Origin of the sequence: Micromonospora sp. NPDC050417, from assembly GCF_044458865.1 — a bacterium.
Taxonomy (GTDB): Bacteria; Actinomycetota; Actinomycetes; order Mycobacteriales; family Micromonosporaceae; genus Micromonospora_G.
In genome coordinates this window covers 49,574-67,492 of the sequence record NZ_JBITIH010000022.1, presented here as the reverse complement: position 1 = coordinate 67,492, position 17,919 = coordinate 49,574, and the positions used below count along the sequence as shown (strand labels likewise).

Annotated in this window: 17 protein-coding genes and 1 riboswitch; of the genes, 6 read left to right on the top strand and 11 right to left on the bottom strand. The window is 70.5% G+C overall.

Annotated features, from left to right (window positions below; translation table 11 throughout):
• Positions 1-48: 48 nt before the first annotated feature.
• The 3 genes from ACIBF5_RS25675 to ACIBF5_RS25665 form a co-directional block, all read right to left on the bottom strand.
• Complete coding sequence (locus ACIBF5_RS25675; protein WP_396815427.1) at positions 49-600, bottom strand: DsbA family protein; 552 nt, start codon at positions 598-600, stop codon at positions 49-51.
• A 67-nt stretch (positions 601-667) separates the two neighbouring features.
• Complete coding sequence (locus ACIBF5_RS25670) at positions 668-1,159, bottom strand: redoxin domain-containing protein (RefSeq protein ID WP_396815426.1); 492 nt, start codon at positions 1,157-1,159, stop codon at positions 668-670.
• 101 nt (positions 1,160-1,260) lie between these two features.
• Positions 1,261-1,941, bottom strand: a complete 681-nt coding sequence (locus ACIBF5_RS25665; protein WP_396815425.1) for a BON domain-containing protein — start codon at positions 1,939-1,941, stop codon at positions 1,261-1,263.
• Between the two features lie 217 nt (positions 1,942-2,158).
• Here ACIBF5_RS25665 and ACIBF5_RS25660 point away from each other — a divergent pair, with 217 nt between their 5' ends.
• Both ACIBF5_RS25660 and ACIBF5_RS25655 read left to right on the top strand, forming a co-directional pair.
• Positions 2,159-4,258 (top strand): hypothetical protein, encoded by a 2,100-nt coding sequence (locus ACIBF5_RS25660; RefSeq protein ID WP_396815424.1) that lies wholly within the window; start codon positions 2,159-2,161, stop codon positions 4,256-4,258.
• A 20-nt stretch (positions 4,259-4,278) separates the two neighbouring features.
• Positions 4,279-4,692 (top strand): hypothetical protein, encoded by a 414-nt coding sequence (locus tag ACIBF5_RS25655; protein WP_396815423.1) that lies wholly within the window; start codon positions 4,279-4,281, stop codon positions 4,690-4,692.
• Between the two features lie 524 nt (positions 4,693-5,216).
• Here ACIBF5_RS25655 and ACIBF5_RS25650 read toward each other — a convergent pair.
• Entirely contained in the window at positions 5,217-5,645 is a 429-nt protein-coding gene (locus tag ACIBF5_RS25650) for a hypothetical protein (protein ID WP_396815422.1), read from the bottom strand.
• Positions 5,646-5,818: 173 nt separating this feature from the next.
• Positions 5,819-5,962 carry a hypothetical protein gene (locus ACIBF5_RS25645; RefSeq protein ID WP_396815421.1) on the bottom strand — a complete coding sequence of 48 codons (144 nt, stop codon included), beginning with the start codon at positions 5,960-5,962 and terminating at the stop codon, positions 5,819-5,821.
• 536 nt (positions 5,963-6,498) lie between these two features.
• On the opposite strand from ACIBF5_RS25645, the gene ACIBF5_RS25640 reads away from it, so the two are divergent.
• A complete protein-coding gene (locus ACIBF5_RS25640) occupies positions 6,499-6,867 on the top strand; it encodes an STAS domain-containing protein (RefSeq protein WP_396815420.1) in 369 nt (122 codons plus the stop codon).
• 242 nt (positions 6,868-7,109) lie between these two features.
• On the opposite strand, the gene surE is transcribed toward ACIBF5_RS25640, so the two are convergent.
• Entirely contained in the window at positions 7,110-7,943 is an 834-nt protein-coding gene (gene surE / locus ACIBF5_RS25635) for a 5'/3'-nucleotidase SurE (RefSeq protein ID WP_396815419.1), read from the bottom strand.
• On the bottom strand, positions 7,940-8,917 hold the full coding sequence (locus ACIBF5_RS25630; RefSeq protein ID WP_396815418.1) for a 1-phosphofructokinase family hexose kinase: 978 nt from the start codon (positions 8,915-8,917) through the stop codon (positions 7,940-7,942). Before ACIBF5_RS25630 ends, surE begins: the two co-directional genes overlap by 4 nt.
• 213 nt (positions 8,918-9,130) lie before the next feature.
• Between ACIBF5_RS25630 and ACIBF5_RS25625 the strand changes: the two genes are divergently transcribed.
• On the top strand, positions 9,131-9,580 hold the full coding sequence (locus ACIBF5_RS25625; protein ID WP_396815417.1) for an SRPBCC family protein: 450 nt from the start codon (positions 9,131-9,133) through the stop codon (positions 9,578-9,580).
• 97 nt (positions 9,581-9,677) lie between these two features.
• Complete coding sequence (locus ACIBF5_RS25620) at positions 9,678-10,478, top strand: GNAT family N-acetyltransferase (protein WP_396815416.1); 801 nt, start codon at positions 9,678-9,680, stop codon at positions 10,476-10,478.
• Positions 10,479-10,582: 104 nt separating this feature from the next.
• Here the strand turns inward: ACIBF5_RS25620 and ACIBF5_RS25615 are convergent, their stop codons facing one another.
• Both ACIBF5_RS25615 and ACIBF5_RS25610 read right to left on the bottom strand, forming a co-directional pair.
• Positions 10,583-10,915, bottom strand: coding sequence for a YnfA family protein (locus ACIBF5_RS25615; RefSeq protein WP_396815415.1), 333 nt, complete (start codon positions 10,913-10,915; stop codon positions 10,583-10,585).
• Positions 10,916-11,030: 115 nt separating this feature from the next.
• Complete coding sequence (locus tag ACIBF5_RS25610; protein ID WP_396815414.1) at positions 11,031-14,063, bottom strand: glycosyl hydrolase; 3,033 nt, start codon at positions 14,061-14,063, stop codon at positions 11,031-11,033.
• A gap of 615 nt (positions 14,064-14,678) precedes the next feature.
• On the opposite strand from ACIBF5_RS25610, the gene ACIBF5_RS25605 reads away from it, so the two are divergent.
• Positions 14,679-15,476 (top strand): hypothetical protein, encoded by a 798-nt coding sequence (locus ACIBF5_RS25605; protein WP_396815413.1) that lies wholly within the window; start codon positions 14,679-14,681, stop codon positions 15,474-15,476.
• A gap of 73 nt (positions 15,477-15,549) precedes the next feature.
• Here ACIBF5_RS25605 and ACIBF5_RS25600 read toward each other — a convergent pair whose 3' ends face one another.
• Together ACIBF5_RS25600 and ACIBF5_RS25595 are read right to left on the bottom strand one after the other, a co-directional pair.
• Positions 15,550-16,620, bottom strand: a complete 1,071-nt coding sequence (locus ACIBF5_RS25600; protein WP_396815412.1) for a hypothetical protein — start codon at positions 16,618-16,620, stop codon at positions 15,550-15,552.
• Between the two features lie 7 nt (positions 16,621-16,627).
• Positions 16,628-16,758: riboswitch (cyclic di-AMP (ydaO/yuaA leader) on the bottom strand.
• Between the two features lie 220 nt (positions 16,759-16,978).
• Entirely contained in the window at positions 16,979-17,899 is a 921-nt protein-coding gene (locus ACIBF5_RS25595; protein ID WP_396815411.1) for a cation diffusion facilitator family transporter, read from the bottom strand.
• Between the last annotated feature and the right edge of the window lie 20 nt (positions 17,900-17,919).

Genomic DNA, 17,919 nt, shown 5'->3' with positions numbered 1-17,919 from the left:
GGAGCGGGGCAGGCGGCGGGCGCGGGGCAGGGCGGTGTCGGACGGGGATCAGCCCTGCGCCGCCTGGTCGACCGCGGCCAGCAGGTCGGGCAGCTCGTACGAGCCGTCGTGCCGTACGCCGTTGATGAAGAAGGTCGGGGTGCCGTTGACACCGCTGCGGATGCCGCCGACGAAGTCCCGCCGAACCCGGTCGAGGTGCACGTGTCGGTCGACCTCGTCGCTCACCTCGTCCTCGGGCAGCCCGAGCTGCTGGCTGCCCATCGACAGGTGCACCGGGTCGAGCTGGTCCTGGTGCTCGAAGATCCAGTCGTGCATCGCCCAGAACTGGTTCCGTACGCCCGCCGCCTCGGCCGTCTCGGCGGCCAGTTCCGCGTACGGGTGCACATTGGTCAGCGGGAAGTGCCGAAAGACCACCCGTACCTGCTCCGGCCGTTGGCGCAGCAGTTCATGCAGCCGGTGGTACGCCTGGCCGCAGTACGGGCACTGGAGGTCGCCGTACTCCACCAGTGTCACCGGTGCCTCGGCCGGCCCACGGATGTGGTCCTCATCGGTCACCGGGACCCGTAACTTGCTCGACGTGACCTGCATCGGCGTCGTCATGCGGCCTCCCCGTCGCGTTCGGCGTTGCTGCCCCTGGTCGTTGCCATCCGCCCCGCCGTCGGCCGGGTCACGCCCGCACCCGGTGCCGGCTGTCGAGTTCCTCCAGCGCGTCGAGGATGCCGTCCGCGCCGGGGTTCACCTCCATCGGCGACACGTGGCTCCAGGCCACCCGCCCCTCCTGGTCGATGACGAACAGGGCGCGTTCGGCGCAGCCCTCAGGGTTGTAGACCCCGTAGCTGCGTGCCACCGCGCCCTTCGGCTCGAAGTCGGAGAGCAGGGGAAATTCGATCCCCTGCTGGGCGGCGAAGGCGCGGTGGGACCAGACGCTGTCCACCGAGACGCCGAGCAGTGCCGCCTGGTAGCGGTCGAACTCGGAACGGACCGCCTGGTAGAGGGTCATCTGGTCACCGCAGACCGGGCTCCAGTCCGCCGGATAGAAGACCAGGATGGTGGGCCTGTCCCGGAAGTCACGGAGGCTCACCTGCCGATCCGGTCCGGCTGACAGGGTGAACTCCGGCGCCGGTTGGCCCGGGCGGAGCGCGCCGTGGGGATCAGTCATGTCTCCCATCCTCGGCACGGAGCGGGTGACCTCGACTCACCCGGTCCGGGTGGTTCCCCGCCCCGCGCCTCCGTTCGAGGCCGTACGCGGTCGCTCCAGGCTCAGGTCCGTACGGTGATGTGGTTGTCGACGGCGGCGACGCCCGGCGCGGACCAGGCCACCCGCTCGGCCTCGATCCGCTCCGGCCAGGAGCTGACCACGCCGGTGAGCACGATCAGGTCGCCCTGCACGTCGATTCCGATCCGGTCGGCGTCGGTCCCGGTGCTGCGGGTCAGCGCGTTGACGACGAGCCGTTCCAGTTCGTCGGTGGTCGGCGCCCCGGCGGGGCGTACCTCGATCCCGTTCGTCACGCCGCGCACCCCGGCGAGCCGGCGGACCGTCTGTTCCGCTGCCCGTTTCTGGTACTCCCACCCGACCTCTCCCCGAAGCACCATCCAGCCGTTGGAGACGGTCAGGTCCAGGTGGTCGACCGGCACGAAGGCGTCCCATTCCAGTGCCCGGCTCGCGGCCAGGGCGATCTCGGCGTCGGTCCGTTCGGCCGACGCCGGCAGCCGGACCTCGATGTCGTTGGCGACCGCCCGGACCCGGTTGATCCGGTGCGCGGACCGTTCGGCCGCCCACTTCTTCGCGTAACTGTCCACCCAGCCGGTGAGGGTCACGACGCCCTCCTGCACGGTCACGCCGATCTCGTGGGGCTGGATCCTCGGTTCCCAGCCCAGTTCGTCGAGGACGTCGCGTTGGATCTCCTCGTCGCTTCGGATGATCGTCGTCGCCGAGGCCATGGTCGTTCCTCCCACGGGATAGATTGCGCACGCGACCCGGCCGGCGCCTGCCGCCGTGCCCGGTGCTGTCACGGCCGATGGTGCGATGACCCTGGGTGACTTCCCCTCACCTGGAAAAGGTGGGGTACGGCCGGGGTGGGGCGTGACAGTGCGCAACAGGTAGGGAATCATCGACTGTCGATCGGGCGGTGTGCTGGAACCAGGTGGAGGAGAGCGGATGACGACCGACGAGGTGATCTCCGGCGACCGGACCGGAACCTCGGCCGCAACGCCGGGCCGGCCGGTCGGGCCGACGCGCGGCGCTGCCCTGGCGCGACACGGGCTACGCCTGCTGCGGCACGAATGGACCCTCGCCTCGCTCGGTGGCCTGCTGCTGGCCGTACTTCTCACCTGGCCGACGGTGCGGGACATCACCACGACGATCCCGCAGGACACCGGTGACCCGCTCCTCCAGGCGTGGCAGGTCGCCTGGGGCGGACACGCGGTGCTCACCGACCCGCTCCAGGTCTGGCACTCGAACACGTTCTTCCCCGAGCGCTACACCTACGCCTACTCCGACACACTGCTCGGCTACGCCCCGTTCGGCATGATCGGCGAGGGGCCGGTCGCCGCCGTGGTCCGCTACAACATTCTGTACGTGCTGGTGCACGCGCTCGCCTTCGTCGGGGCGTACGCCCTGGTCCGGCAGTTGGGTGCGGGACGCGTCGGCGCGGCGGTGGCCGGTGTCGCGTTCGGGTACGCGCCGTGGAAGCTGGCCCAGGCAGGGCACCTGCACGTGCTTTCGATCGGCGGCATCGCGCTCGCCCTGGCCATGCTCGCACGCGGACACGGCTGGTCGTTGCGGTACGGATACCGGCCCGAGCGGCGCCGGCCCGGCTGGGCGCTCGGCGGTTGGCTCGTCGCGGCGTGGCAGATGACGCTCGGCTTCGGCATCGGTCTGCCGTTCGGGTACGTCCTGGCGCTGATCTGCGTCGCGGTCGGGGTCGGCTATCTCTGGTCCTGGTGGCGGCGCGCGGCCCGACCGGTCTTCGGTGGCCGACTGCTCGCCGCCGACCTGGCCGGCGGTCTGGTCTTCGCCACCGTCTCCCTTGTGATGGCGTTGCCCTACCTGCAGGTGGTGGAACGTAACCCGGACGGCCGCAGGACACTGGCCCACGTCGAGCAGTTCTCGCCACCGCTGCGGGGTTTCTTCACCGCGCCGCCCGAGTCCTGGCTCTGGGGGGAGCGGCACGCCGCCGCCCGTGAGCTGCTGCCGTTCGCCGGTGAGATGACCCTGCTGCCGGGGGTGGTGCTGATCGGTCTCGCCTTCGCCGGGCTCTTCTTCTCCGCCTGGCGGGTACGGCACCGGGTGCTGCTCGCCGCCGGTGTGCTGGTCAGCGTCGCGCTCGCCGCGGGTACCCGGTTCGGCGGCGACGGCGACCCGGGGTACGCCACCCTGGTGCTGCACCTGCCGGGTTGGGACGGGATCCGCACCTCCGGGCGCCTGGTCCTCTGGACCACGCTGCTGCTCGGCATCCTCGCTGCCGGCGCACTGAGCGCCGTCGGCCGTACCGAACCGGCAGGGGCACCCGACGCCGACCCTGATGCTGATGCTGATGCTGATGCTGATGCTGATGGCGGCGGTCGGCAGCCGGGGTCCGATGCGGTTCCCTCTCCCGCGTCCGCTCCGGCCGCCGAGCCGGCTCCGGAGCCCGAGCCCGAGCCGGAACCGGCTCCGGAACCGGAAGTGGAAGCGGAAGCGGAAGCGGTCCACGCTGGTCCCAGGCCGTCCATTCGGTCCGCGATACCGGCCGCCCGGGCGGGGTCGTCCCCGGTCCTGGTCACCGCGTCCGCGCGGGTGGCCACGGGTACGGGTGTACGGCGAACCGACGCCGGCTCGGGAGGCTGGCTGGTCCGACTGCTCACGCTGGTGCCGCTCGCCCTGGTGCTGATCGAGGGGATCAACACCACACCGCACGTACCGGTCCAGCCGCAGCCGGCGGCACTGCACGGGATAGACGGTCCGCTGCTGGTGTTGCCGAGCGACGGCACCTTCGAATTCACCGTCATGCTCTGGTCCACCGACGGGTTCCCGTCGATCGCGAACGGCCTCGCCTCGTTCGTACCGCCTACGCAGCAACAGATTCGGGCGTTGACGCCGAGCTTCCCGGACGCGGCGAGTGTCGCGTACCTGCGGCAGATCGGCATCCGGACAGTTGTCGTCCTGCCCGAGAACCTGAACGGGACACCGTGGCAGGATGTGCTCAACCGGGACGCGCAAGGGCTCGGGATCAGCCGTGAGGATGTCGCCGGATCGGTTGTGTTCCGGCTCGGTTGAGCGAGGCCGGGGAGGTGGGGATGGACCGGCGAGTAGCCGCGCTGTTCGGCGCGATCATCGCGGTCGGGCTCGGGCCGGCGGTCTGGTTGGGCGGCACGTTGCTCCGTACGGAACCGGCGCCGCCGGGGCCGACACCGAGCGGCTCCGCCGAGCCGACCCCCACCCCGACCCCCACCGCTGATCCGCCGACCCCGGATCCGTCGGTCACCGGGTCGCTGCTGCCGCCGGAACCGAACCGTTTCCCGGGCCGCAACGACCCCGGCGTCAGACCCCTTACGCCGACGCCGACCGGTTCACGGCCGGCGTCGGCGGGATCACCGAGCCCGTCGACGTCGCCGCCCGCTCCGCCGGCCACACCACCCCCGAGCCCGACCACCGCACCACCACCGTTGTCTCCCAGCCCGGAGCCGACGGTGGGGGAGCCGGTTCGCTAGGGCGACCGTTCGCAACCGGTCGGAAAGAACGACCTGCGGGGTGTACCGCTCGGACAACGGCGGCGGGGTCTGGGGGCGGATCAACGACGATCAGCACCAGTACGGCAACGCGGGTGAGGCGATCACTGGCGACCCGAGGGTGTACGGCCGGGTCTACCTCGGCACCAACGGTCGGGCAATCCCGGGGCGCGGACCGGCTCGGCGGCCCGGCGAATCCGTCCACGACGAATCCGCCCACGACAACGCCGACCGCCCCACCCACGACCCCGCCGACCCAGAGCGGGGCGAGTGTGACTGTTTCGCAACGTCGCCTACAACGGCGTACTGGCCCCGAACACGACCACGACGTTCGGGTTCCTGGCCAGTCACACCGGCACCAACAGGGGTGCCGAAGCCGGTCGGCTGCGCCCGTAGCTGAGTCGACCCCCGACGTGACGTGTGGTTGCCGCCCACCGATGGAACTGGTGGGCGGCAACCACACGTCGTCAGGTGCCCGGCCGGACTGTCCGGCTGGAGCGGGTGGTTCAGTTCATTCGTACGGTGGCGTTCGGCGGGGGGCTCAGCTCGACGAACTCCACGCCTTCGGACGTACCCGGGTCCGCACCCTCGCGGGCGATCATCGCTCGTGCCGCTGATCCGGCGGCCCAGCCGAGGGCGGCGCCGATGCCGGCAGCGCCGATGATCAATAGCCAGGGCAGTCCCGGTCGGCGTCCCGCCAGGGCGGCGGAGGCGGCCGTGGCACGCCGCCACGCCTCGTCCTTCACCGAACTGACCCGGTCGCTGGCTCCGTCGGCGAGGTGTACGGTGCCCCGCCGGGCGGAGTGGGCGGTGTGCCGCGCGGCGCCTCGGATGCTGTCGCCGGCAGAACCGAACGTGGACTGCAGGTGCGCCCACGCTTGATCGGCGATCTTCTCCGGCTTGCTCCGATGCGCCACCAGGTTGGTTCCGAACATCGTGGTACCTCCTCGGATGCCGAAAGCAGCGGGCACTTCGGACAGAGCCATCTGTTCGGCGCGGTTTTCCGTTGTGCCTCCGAGGTGCCCGGACAGGTTCAGTGGCAAACCCGCTGTCATGTACCAGAGTGGCGGCAGCGCCGCGTCGAGGGCGGGATTTGCCGTATGACGGGTTAGCGGATCAGGACAATCGACGTACCACGGGCGAAATCGTCATCGTCATCGTCGTCGTCATCGCCCCCCGATCCGAATCCGCAGGCCAACACGAGGGCGAGCAGGGCACCGACGCCAGCCAGGCCGAGCATCCGCTTGAGCATGGTGAGTCCTCTCTCGGTGTGCGCGCGTACCAACCGAACCCCCGACTCTAGGCGCCCCCGTCCACCCCGCCGGGGGGTAAGGAAGGGCCCCTTGTTATCGCTTTTTGTATAGGAAGGGGCCCTTCCTAACCTCGGAGCGGGGTGACGCCTCGAAGTGGGGGACGCCTCGGGGTGGGGCGACACCTGGGCGGGGTGGTGACGGGGTCTGGGGTGGGTTATGGCTGGTGGTGGGTGGGGTAGGGGTGGCGCGGGGCGGGGAACCGGGCACTCGGGCAGGAGTCGTACGTCGCACCCGCCCGCGCCGGCGCCGCCCCTGCCGGATCGGGGGATACCCTGATGGCCGGACGGTGCTGCGGCTGGCATCCTGAATTGTGAGAACATATGCTGTCGAATGACCGGATAGGGACCGTTTTGTCGGACCGGCCGCATAGATTGCCCAGCCGGAGGGGTGGCGACCGAGGCCATCCGAGGAATACTCTCGGTCGCGGCCCGCGTACTGATGAAACGCCCAGATCTGGGCGAGTGGAGGTGCTCGCGTGAGCCTGTCGATCGCAAAGTCGATCCTGCCTGGTGGAGTCGTGGAGATCGCCCCACGCGGCGAGATCGACGTCGACACCGCGTACGAGGTGCGCGAAGCAATTGTCGGCCTGCTCGCCAAGGGGCGACCGCCCCGGATCGAGCTCAACATGCGACTGGTCAGCTTCATCGACTCGGTGGGAATCAGCGCCATGGTCGCTGGTTTCCAGACCGCCGAGGTCAGCGGTGTGAAGCTGGTCGTCACCGAACCGAGCCGGTTTGTCCACCGGCAGCTTTGGGTCACCGGGTTGCTCGGCCTCTTCGGCGCTCCCGAACCGTACTTCTCCGGAACGGCACCGGCACCGGAACCACAGCTCCCCGGCGCCTGAGGCGATCCACCCACCGTCACCGGCCGCCAGGGACCACGCGGCCGGTGACGGACCCACACCCCGCCCGTGACGCATCCCGGGCCCGCCCCGCCATCGCTACCGCTTCGCGCCGCTACCGCTTCGCGCCGCTACCGCTTCGCGCCGCTACCGCTTCGCGCCGCTACCGCTTCGCAGTGGCACCGTGCTCTGCGGCGCCGTCCCCCGCAGGACCATCGTGCCCGCCGTGTATCGACCGCACTCGGTCAGTGCCGGTCGAACGCCACCAGGCCGGAGAGGTCGACCTCGGTCGCCTCGTTGATCGCCCGTACCGCCGTGACCGAGGCGTAACCGGCGGCCAGCCACGCCACGTCGGTGCCGGGCTGCACCGGCTCGTTCGACTCCTCCAGCGCGGTCCGGACGAAACCCCGGCCGGACTCGGCGACCGTCATCTGTACCTGGCCGAAACCGGCCAGTGAGCCCACGCGTACGCCGCGCAGTTCCTCGTACGGCAGGTCCGGCGAATTGACGTTGAGTACGGCCGATCGTGGCCCCGACGTCAGCCGGGGCAGCAACTGCATCGCCACCCGTGCCGCTGTCACCCAATGCCGTGCCTCGTCGCCGAACCGCCCCGACGAGGCCACCGCGGCACCGCCACTGCCGGCGGTTCCCTGGCTCGCCGAGAGTACGTCGAGCGAGACCGCCATGGCGTGGCAGCCGTTCGCGGCGGCGGTGAAGGCCGCCCCGACCGTGCCCGAGTGCAGCACCGCGCGCCCCACGTTCGCGCCCCGGTTCACCCCGGAGAGGACCAGCGTCGGTGGCGGCCCGAACGCGCCGTGAAGGGCGATCAGCGTGATGAAACCCGGCGAGCCGGCCACACCGTACGCGGGAATGCCGTCGAGTTCGTCGACCGAATGCTCCTCGACGACCACCCGGCCCTCCCGCTCGACCGCGATCATCGCCGCACTGGTGCCGCTCGCCTCCTCGTGCGGCGCTGCCACCACCACGTCGTACCCCTGGTCGGCCACGGCCCGGGCCAACCACCGGATTCCCGGCGCGGCGATCCCGTCGTCGTTCGTGATCAGCACCCGGTCCGTCATGCGGTGGTCGCCCGTCCGGCGAGGTCGTCCGGCGTCATCCGGTCCTGACGGCCCGCCCCGACCGGGGCCAGGTGGACCCGTTCGACGAGACCGGCGATCGACTCCGGCCGGCCGGTCCCGAGCCCGTGCCGGGTCACGTTCAGCGCGCCGGCCGCCGCCCCGGTACGGATCGCCAAGTGGAGGTCGCCACCGGCGGCGAGTACGGACGCCACCCCGGCGGTCATCGAGTCGCCGGCGCCACGCGGGTCGGCAACCTGCAACCGGGGCATGTGCACCTCGTACACCTCGCCGTTGACCAGGGCCAGGGCCGGCTCGTCGGCTCGGCTCACCACCACCGACTCGGCCCCGGTGGCGTGCAACTCGTAGAGGATCCGGGTCAGTTCCTCCTCGGTGTCGGAGTTGGCGAGGCCGTCCCGGAGCAACTCCTCGTGGCTCACCTTCAGGAAGGAGACGCCGCTGTCGAGTACCGCGCGCAGGTGCTCACCGGACAGGTCCGCCACCACCCTGCTGCCGTTGCCGCCCAGGTCGGCGGCGAGGCGGCGGTAGACATCCGGCGGTGCCAGCGACGGGTCGCCGGGACCGCTGAGCACACTGACCGACGCCCGCAGCCCTTCACCGAGGGTCAGGTTGTAGAGGTCGTCCAGCTCGTGTCGGGTGAGCGGGTGACCGGGTACGTCGACGATCTCGTCCCGCCGGCCGTCCCGCCGGTCGTGCACGTAGCCCCCGCTGCTGGAGTCCCGGTGCACCACCCTCAGCTCGACTCCCTCGCTGGCCAACAGTGGTTCCAGCACCTGGCCGATCTCGCCGCCGAGGCTGGCGCAGAGCACCACCGGGGTACCCAGGCAGGTGATCATGCGAGCCTGCCACACTCCCTGGCCGCCGGGATGCAGATGGATCTCCGGCTCGTCGCTGGTCTGATCGATGGTCACCGTCAGTTGTGGAGCGGGCGCGAAGACCATGACGTGGGCATTCATGCCTCCTACTTTCCCCATCGGATGGTCGACAGGTAGCCAATTCGCGAACATCGCTTGACCAATCGACCCGGTTCGGCCGCCGAACGGCGTACCGCGCGGGGCTGTTGCGAGGGTCGTTCGCGTGTTCCACTGTCCGTCATCGATCGGTGCCATGGCAGGGAACATCGAACGATGCCCACAGAGGAGTCGGCCCAAGCCCACGGAGGCGACCCGGTGACGAAGCAGGATGTCTTCCAGTACACGGTGCAGGCGAGGTGTGGCAGGGCGGAGGCGGTGCGGCTGCTCACGGACCTGGCCGCGCAGGCGGACCTGCATCCGCTGATCGTCCGGGTCCAGCCCCGGCCGCCGCGACCGGGCGCGTTGCACAGCTACACCATCTCGGACCGGCTTGCCTGGGGCCCGCTGTGGTTCCGGACCATCTACCAGGCGGACGTACTGAGTGCGACCGAGGACGAGGTGGTGACCGTCGCGAGGCAGTGGCCGAACACCACGGTGCGCAACCACGCGCGGCTGCGCTCCGACGCAGACGGGGTGACCACGATCGACGTACAGATCACCCTTGCGGCGCCGGCACCACTTTTCGCGTACGCCTTCCGACAGGCGCGGACGGCGCATTTGGCGCTCGGCGCCCGGCTCCGCGACACCCTCGACGCCACCGGTTAGGAAGGGCCCCTTGTTATCGCTTTTTGTATAACAAGGGGCCCTTCCTAACCGGGGAGCTGCCAGGCATCGGCCGACGTGTCCGCCGTACCCTGCGGGGGTGAACAGCTCGTACAACGACGCCGGCAGCGACCTGACCAGCGCGGACGCCGCAGCGTCCGCGTGGTTCGCGGCGATGCGGGCGAAGATTCACGCCGTTGCGGGCGCCCACGCGAAGCAGGGCGCCGCTGGCGTCAGCCTTTTTGTGAGCGGGGTGCGGATGCCGTCCGGCAACGGGGTCTTCACCGAGGGAACCGATCCGGACCTCCAGCAGGTCGCGGCCTTCGCCGACGAGATGCGCGGCGGAGAGCTGCCCTGGTCGATCCAGGTTCGCGGCGAGCCCGGCCCGGAACTCGCCCGGCTCGCCGCCGGCTACGGCCTGACCACCAGATCGCACAGCCCGCTGATGACCCGGGCCGCCGGGCCGGTGCCCGACGAGGTCCCGGCCGACGGCGCCCGGGTACGCCCGACGACCGGTGCGGACGCCGACGTCTACGGCAACCTGATCGCCGCCGCGCTGGGGCTGCCCCGGCCGGCGATCGCCGAGTTCGCCTCGGCGCCGCTGCTGGACGCCCCCGGCATGACCGGTTACCTGGTCGAGTGGGACGGTGTGGCGGCCGGCACCGGGCTCGGCACCCGTCTCGGTGACCAACTCGGCGTCTACAACATCACCGTCCCGCCGACGTTCCGCCGCCGTGGGTTCGCCCGCCTGGTCAGCCAGACCGTGCTGCGCGACGGGTTCACCGCCGGGGCCCGGGCCGCGTTCCTGCACAGCACTTCCCACGCGCAGCCGCTGTACGAGTCACTGGGTTTCCGTACCGTCGAAACGTGGACCTACCTGGTCCCGGAGCCACGCGACTAGCCACGACGCACGCCCACCGCTACGCCCACCGCGCTACGCCTACCGGCGTTAGGAAGGGCCCCTTGTTATACAAAAAGCGATAACAAGGGGCCCTTCCTTACCCCTCAGCCGCGGGGGGCGTACATGATGATGGCGACGCCGATCAGGCAGACGGCGGCACCGGTGAGGTCGTAGCGGTCCGGGCGGAACCTGTCGACGACAACAGCCCAGGCCAGTGACCCGGCGACGAAGAATCCGCCGTACGCGGCCAGCACCCGGCCGAAGTTCGGGTCCGGTTGGAAGGCGGCGACGAAGCCGTACCCGGCCAGTGCCAGCATCCCGGCGGCGACGAACAGCAGTCCCCGGTGTTCGCGTACGCCCTGCCAGACCAGCCACGCTCCGCCGATCTCGGCGACGGCGGCGAGCAGGAACAACAGCAGCGAACGGGCGACGGTCACAGCCGCCATTGTCGGCCGGCAGGGGTCGGGCACAGCGGTGGGGCCCGCCCCCGGACACGTCGCGCGTGTCCGGGGGACGGGCCCCACCTCCTCACCCGTGGATAAGATCAGCCGGTCAGGTGATCGTGAACGGGACGGTGACGGTCGACTGGCGGCCTTCGGCGGCGGTCGCGTTGACCCGTACGGTCGTCGCCGCGTTGCCGATCGCGTTCCAGACCTCCAGTTTCACGCAGCCGTTCGCCAGCGCCGCGAAGCCACCGGTGGCGGTCTTCACCCCGGTCGCCTGGGTGTACGTCTCGGTGCCGACGACCGGGTCGGTGGCGAAGTAGTGGTACGTCTCCACCCGGCTGTAGTTGCCGGACCCGGTGAAGTCGTACGAGACCCTCGCCTGGATTCCGGCACCGACCGCGCCGCCCGCGTCGACGTGCAGCGTGAACGCGGTCGCACCCGAGTTGTACGGGCCGGTCAGCCCGCAGACGGTGTGTATCACCGGGTTGTGCGGGGTGCCGTCCCAGTTGCCGTTGGCGGCGGTGATCGTGGTGGTGGTCGCACCGGTGCCAGCGGCACCGGAGAGCGCCCCGGCGGAGCGGACGTAGAGCAGGTTCGACCGGACCACCGGACCGGTCGGCGTCGGGGTCGGTGTGGCCGTGGGTGTCGGCGTCGGGGTGGCCGTCGGCGTGGGACTGACCGTGGGGGAGACGGTCGGGGTGGCGGTGGGGTTGCCGATGCCGCCGTTGGCGTTGCCGCCGCTCCAGGTGAAGGCGCCGGTGGTGGCGGTCTTGCCGGCGGCCACGGTCAGCGTGCGGCCGTCGGAGAAGGTCACCGTCATCGGGTTGCGGGTGATGTTCGACGCCACGTACGTCCGTACGCCGTTCTTGGTGTAGACGGCGTAGAGCGGGGTGTTCGCGGTGACCGTGGTGTCGACCTGGCCGAGGGCGGCGAGGTTGCGCAGCCAGTGGAACGTGTGCGCCCGGCTCTCGCCCTCCTCGATTGGGTACGTCGGGTTGGCCCGGAAGCTCGCGAGCGCGGCGTCGCCGTCCGCGTACGCCCGGAACGACCAGAGCACGTCCTGCCAGACCGTCGGCGGGCCCCCGTTGTTGGTGACCAGTTCGTTCCAGTTGGTGGTGACGTACGCCGGCTTGTAGCCGAGGTAGTTCGAGCCGCCGGTGATCGGGAGCATGTTGATGCCCTGGATCATCTCCGGCTCACCACTGAACCAGGTGGCGTACGCGCCACCGTCGCCCCAGACCATGCCGACCGTACGGTGGGCGAAGGCGGCCGGGAAGTTGCTGTCGGAGGAGTCGAACCAGTACTCCTGGATCGCCTGCGCCTGCGTGGTGTAGATGAACAGCCCGGCGTCGCGTACGGCGGTGTTGCCGGTGGCGAGCCCCCACTGGATCAGGGCCGAGGCGAAGTTCATTCCCTCGGAGGAGGACTCCTGGTTGTTGCCGGCCATGAACGAACCGTGCCCGGAGGCCCAGTCGTGTCCGGCGAAGATGTCGAAGTCACGCAGGAACGGGAACATCGGGTCGTTGCGGTCGGGGCTGTTCGCGTCCCGGATCAGCAGGTTGACCATGCCGCCGTACTGGCTGGTGGTGGCCCAGGTCGGGTCGAACTTGGCGAGCGTGGCGGCGGCGGCGATGTAGTAGCCGTAGTGGAAGTGGTGGTCGTTGAGTTCCAGGTCGGAGCCGTACGAGGCGGGATAGCCGACCAGCGTGCCCCACGCCTGGTCGTAGTGGAACACCCGGGCGGTCTTGCCCGGGGTGGCGGTGAACCAGTCGGTGAGCCGGTTCCGGATGGCGTTCAGCAGCAGGTCCCGCTGGGCGGTCCGGCCGAGTTGGTCGGCGATCTCGGCGAGCCGGGCGGCCCGGCCGAGTCCCTTGCCGGTCCAGTAGGTGTCGTTGCCGAAGCCGGCGAGCGGGTCACCGGTGGCGACCTGGTCGAGGTAGCCGCCGAGGGTGGCGAGGTCGGCGCCGCTGGAGGTGGCGACCGCGGGAATCTCGGGCAGCACCCCCTGGTAGCGGATGTTCGTGCTGAACGAGGCCGCGCCGACCAGTGTTTTCATCGGTCCCCGGGGGGAGATGTAGGTCTGTCCGATCGGGGTGCCGCCGCCGAGGTTCTTCCAGTGGTGCGGGTAGAGCGAGACGACGGTGCCGCTGGTGCTGCCCTCGCGGGCGGTGGTGGTGAAGGCGTACGTGGCGGTCACCATGCTGGTCGACGGGTTGAAGCCCCAGGAGACGCGGGTGCCGGTGACGTGCGCGTGCGCGTACTGGCCGTAGCTGGCGAGCAGGGCGGTCCGGTCGGCTGCGGGGCTGCTCGGGGTGGTCGGCAGGACCGCGACGGAGAAGTAGCCCCGCCCGGCCAGGGTGGAGGTGACGGTGTTGCCGCTGACCGTCCAGGTCGCCCCGGTCGGCGCGTACGCGACGTAGTCGTGTCCCCGTACGGTGAAGCCGAGCCGCCCGGCGGTGTTGGACCAGACGGTCGGTGCACTGGTCAGGCTGAGCTGGGCGTTGCCGCCGGTGACCTGGGCGTAGACGAAGGGCAGCCCGTGCCCGATGGTCGTCTTCAGGGTCCGGGTCCCGTCCGACCAGTACGGCGTGACGGTCCAGTCGCTCCAGCCGTCCACCTTGACGTCGGGTGAGTTCAGTCCGGTGACGCCGAGGGTGAAGTCGGCGCTGTAGGTGTAGTGGTATTCGCCGGGGCCGGTCGGTGAGCCGGAGATGCCGGCGGTGGTGGTGTAGGAGACGCCGAGTCCGCCGGCGACGGGGTCGTACGAGGCCGGGTGGGCGTGCAGTGGCTCGGAGTAGGCGCAGTCGAGGCGCTTGAAGAGCAGCGAGGACCACCAGTCGTTGGTGGGGACGGCGCCGGCCGGGGCGTTGGCGGTGACGTACCGCCGGGGGTTGGTGGAGAGGTCGGCACAGCCCGAGGGCGGGGCCGCGCCGGCGGGCCGGGTGGTGGCGTAGCTGCCGGCACCGAGCGGGTCGGCGCCGGCACCACCGGGTACGGCGAAGGTGAGCCCGCCGACCACGAGCGCCACCGTCGCGGCGCTTGCCAGCACTCGGCGGCGCAGCGTCTTCTGGGCCGGTCGCGGCCGGGTGTCCGGATGGCCGCCGTCGTCGGGTACGACGTGGCGGAGGGACAGGTTCATGGTGCCTCCGGTCGGGGACGGGTCGGTGCGCGGAGGTTTCGCGCACATTAAGGGGGCGTTGCGTCAGAGCATCAGAGATGGTGGCGGCTGTCAATGTCTTGCCATCTTCTTTGCGGGAGTGGTGGTTCGGTGGGGGATCTCTGTTGACAGTGCCCGACCGGGAGGGCTAACTTTGAGAGAGCGCTCTCACGACACCGGTAGGCGAGGTGGGGAGCCTCGCCTACCGGGTTACCGTGTGCTAGCGAAAGAGCGCTCTCTGCCACCCGTTGTGGGATCAGTCGCGGGGGCCGGCTCGCAGAGCACGCAATTCTGCCTGCTTCGACAATCGTTCAATCGGTATTCCCGCAGGCCATTCACAATCGGTCCGAAGTTGCCACACGAGCCAGCCATGAAAGTGTTATCCGATCAATGGCCGCACGTCGGCGCGGCCGGACGCCGGGCCGCACGGTGGGCGGACCGGACCAACGTAGACAAGATCACGCCAGGTTTTCTGTTACCCCCTGGCCTCCGGGGAGTCTCCTTATGAGGAGGGACCGCTGGTCCGCTCCGCAACTGAGCGGCGCCGAGACGACCGGAGGAGAGTCACCATGCTGGGTACCGGACCGGTGGGCTCGGATGTCTGACCTCCAGACCACCGGCCGTCACTTTGGCGCTCCGTACCCCGGTGGTTCCGCCGACCCCGCGAGCGGCCGGCGGACCCCCGCCGACCGTGCCCCCGCGAAGGTTCCCACCGAACGCTACTGGCCAGCCGCCTCGGCTCCATCGGATCGGACCGCGGTTCCGGTCAATCGCCCCTGGTCGTCGATCCCCGCCTCGGTCCGCGACCGGTCCGCGACCTCGACCGGCGGCGGACCGTCCACCGCACCGGCGGCCGGTTGGCGTGGAGGCCACCGCCGGCCCGCCGGGCGCAACGTGCTCGCCGGGGCGGTCCTCGCGATGAGCGTCGGCTGGGTGGCCGTCGTGCTCGCCGCACCCCACCTCACGCTCAGCCCAGGATGGCGGATGGTGGCTCTCTTCTGCCATCTGACCTGTCTGGTCGTGGGCTTCGGGGCGGTGCTCACGGTGGACTGGTTCAGCCTGCGCTGGCTGCTACGTCAAGAACGGATCGGGACGGTACTGACCACGGCACGGGGCACGCACCTGCTCATCTGGCTGGGCCTGGTGGGGCTGGTGGTCAGCGGCGCGGCCCTGCGTCCGGACACCTCGTCGGCGCTGGTGCAGATCAAGCTGGTCGCCGTGCTCGTGGTCGGGATCAACGGCCTGTTCCTCGGTCGGGTCAGTGACCGACTCACGGCCGTCGGCGACGGCCCGGTGCCCTGGTCCCGCCTGCTCCCCGCCGCCGGCGCGGCCACCGTCTCCCAACTCGGCTGGTGGACCGCCACCCTGATCGGCTTCTGGAACGCCCAACACTGACGCCCTCCCCTCCCCGCCGATCCGGATGCAATGCCCACAGACGTTGGTGACCGGGGCGGGGAGGGGGAGGGCGTCAGTTCACGGAGAGGTGGACGTGGTTGGTGTGGTCGCTGGAGGGGTCACCGCCGCCGTTGTACGCCTTCCAGCCACTGCCCGGTAGCCAGATCTGTCTGAACCAGATCACGTACAGCACGCCGAGGCGGCTGGCGTTCTCGACGAAGTACGCCGCCAGGTTGTTGCCGTACGTCTTGTCGCCGCCGGTGGCGATCCCGCCGAAGCCGCCCTTCTCCGCCGCGAAGTCACAGGCCCGCCCCTTGGGGTGCTCGCCCGACCCGCCGCTGCGGAAGCAGGAGACAAAGCGGGTGAAGCCGGCCGCCTTGGCCTGGTTCATCGCGTTGAGGGTGCGCGGGGTGATGCAGCCCGTGGTGGTCGGGTCGTTCGCGCTGCACGACTCCTTCGGCCAGGAACCGTCGGCGTTGCGTGGCGCCGGCTTCGCCGTGGCGGAGGTGGTGCTGGCGGTGACGCCGGCGCTGGCGCCGCCACTGCCTGCCTGGGCGAGCGCCCGTTCGGCCTGTTGCTTGCGCTTGGCCATGATGTCGAGCTGCTTGCGTTGTTCCCGGATCTCGTTCTCGATCGCCGCCTTGGCCCGCTGTTCCTGGTCGCGGACCTCGATCAGGTTTCGGAGCTGGCGGTCCTCGTTGGCGGCCACCGTGCCGAGCGACGACGCCCGGTCCAGGAAGCCGTCCGGCGAGTCGCTGTTGAGCAGGGCCGTCAGCGGCCCCAGTCGGCCGGTGCGGTACGCCATGCCGGCGAGTTCGGCGACGGTCTGGGTCCGGGTGACCAGCTCGGCCTCCAGGGTGACCAGGTGGGCGGCGAGCTGTTGTTGCCGTTTGGTGGAGTTGTCCAGCGTTGCCTGGGCGTCGAGATAGCCCTTGGCCGCGATGTCGAGTTGTTCGCGGAGGCTGGCGCTGCCGCCCTCGTCGTCGGTGTCGCCCGGGGCGGCGGCGAGCGTGCCCGGGGCGGCGGCGAGTGCGCTGGTGGGGGTGAGGGGGGTGGCCAGCACGGTGAGGATGATCGCGATCGCGGTCAGGGTCGCGAACCGTGCGGCACGTGGTCGTGGTCGTACGGGCGCCAGGAATGGCATTCGGTACACGTCCTTCCGTCAGCCGCCGACCGGGTTAGCTGACGGGTTCGGGACGGAAGATCCCTACCGCTGACGCGGATGCACCCCAATGACGCGATGGTTCCCCGGCTCGCACGTGCGATTAGGCGACGGTCACCGCAGGCGCCGGAGGGCGCCGCCCGGCGGAGACCGGAGCCGAGCCTACCGGCATGTCCAGCACGGACAGTGTTGGCGCGGCCGACGGACGCCGCAACTCGAAGTGATATGTCGGATATAACTAGAAACTTTTACCCGGTCGGGGGACAAAATTTAAGGGCCAGGTAAGCGAAGAGTGGTCATGTTTCGGCGTCTCGTAAGGACCGTGCCCGGTCAGTGGCCCCTACCAATCGGCCGGGCCGCAGTTCTCGGTCGCGCTGCCGGGCTCGACCTGGAGGGTGGCGTGGGCGATGTCGAAGTCGTCGTGCAGCGCCCCGCGCGCGGCGGCCAGCACCGCGCCGACCTCGGCGCCGGGGGAGAGCGTGAGATGGGCCGAGGCGACCTCCATGCCCGAGGTGAGCGTCCAGACATGCAGGTCGTGCACGTTGGCGACCCCGGGTACGGCACAGAGCCGGGCAGCCACCGTCGGCACGTCCAGGTGCTCCGGTGCGGCCTGCACCAGAATCCGGACCGCGGCCCGCGCCAGCCGCCCGGTGCGGGGCAGGATGAACAGGCCGATCGCCACCGCGACCACCGGATCGGCCCACCACCAGCCGGTGTTCGCGATCACCAGGGCGGCGACGATCACCCCGGCCGAGCCGAGCAGGTCCCCGAGCGCCTCCAGGTAGGCGCCGCGCAGGTTGATGCTCTCCCGCGCACCGGCCCGCAACAGCCCGAAGGCGACCAGGTTGGCCAGCAGCCCGAGGACCGCCACCACCAGCATCGGCCCGGCCAGCACGGTCGGCGGACGCGCGGCACCGAACCGCAGCGCCGCCTCGACCAGCACGTAGATCGCGACGCCGAAGAGCAGCACCGCGTTGGCCAGCGCGGCCAGCACCTCCAGCCGGTAGAGGCCGAAGGTCCGCTGCGGGTCGTCGGTGGCACGCCGGGTCGCGGTGATCGCGGCGAGCGCCATCCCGATCCCGAGTACGTCGGTGAACATGTGACCGGCGTCGGAGAGCAGCGCGAGCGAGCCGGTGGCGAGCGCCGTGACCGCCTCGACCACGGTGAAGACGACGAGCAGTCCGAGGGCGGACCAGAGCCGTCCCCGGTGCCGCTCGCCCGCGCGCATCGCCTGCGCGCCGTGGTCATGACCCGCGCCCACGCCCACACCCTCCGCCGCCG

What these genes read in the sequence shown, in the direction of transcription:
- ACIBF5_RS25675 (WP_396815427.1), bottom strand. Translation starts at nt 600, where the DNA reads ATGACGACGCCGATGCAGGTCACGTCGAGCAAGTTACGGGTCCCGGTG.
- ACIBF5_RS25670 (WP_396815426.1), bottom strand. Translation starts at nt 1,159, where the DNA reads ATGACTGATCCCCACGGCGCGCTCCGCCCGGGCCAACCGGCGCCGGAG.
- ACIBF5_RS25665 (WP_396815425.1), bottom strand. Translation starts at nt 1,941, where the DNA reads ATGGCCTCGGCGACGACGATCATCCGAAGCGACGAGGAGATCCAACGC.
- ACIBF5_RS25660 (WP_396815424.1), top strand. Translation starts at nt 2,159, where the DNA reads ATGACGACCGACGAGGTGATCTCCGGCGACCGGACCGGAACCTCGGCC.
- ACIBF5_RS25655 (WP_396815423.1), top strand. Translation starts at nt 4,279, where the DNA reads ATGGACCGGCGAGTAGCCGCGCTGTTCGGCGCGATCATCGCGGTCGGG.
- ACIBF5_RS25650 (WP_396815422.1), bottom strand. Translation starts at nt 5,645, where the DNA reads ATGTTCGGAACCAACCTGGTGGCGCATCGGAGCAAGCCGGAGAAGATC.
- ACIBF5_RS25645 (WP_396815421.1), bottom strand. Translation starts at nt 5,962, where the DNA reads ATGCTCAAGCGGATGCTCGGCCTGGCTGGCGTCGGTGCCCTGCTCGCC.
- surE (WP_396815419.1), bottom strand. Translation starts at nt 7,943, where the DNA reads ATGACGGACCGGGTGCTGATCACGAACGACGACGGGATCGCCGCGCCG.
- ACIBF5_RS25630 (WP_396815418.1), bottom strand. Translation starts at nt 8,917, where the DNA reads ATGAATGCCCACGTCATGGTCTTCGCGCCCGCTCCACAACTGACGGTG.
- ACIBF5_RS25610 (WP_396815414.1), bottom strand. Translation starts at nt 14,063, where the DNA reads ATGAACCTGTCCCTCCGCCACGTCGTACCCGACGACGGCGGCCATCCG.
- ACIBF5_RS25605 (WP_396815413.1), top strand. Translation starts at nt 14,679, where the DNA reads ATGTCTGACCTCCAGACCACCGGCCGTCACTTTGGCGCTCCGTACCCC.
- ACIBF5_RS25600 (WP_396815412.1), bottom strand. Translation starts at nt 16,620, where the DNA reads ATGCCATTCCTGGCGCCCGTACGACCACGACCACGTGCCGCACGGTTC.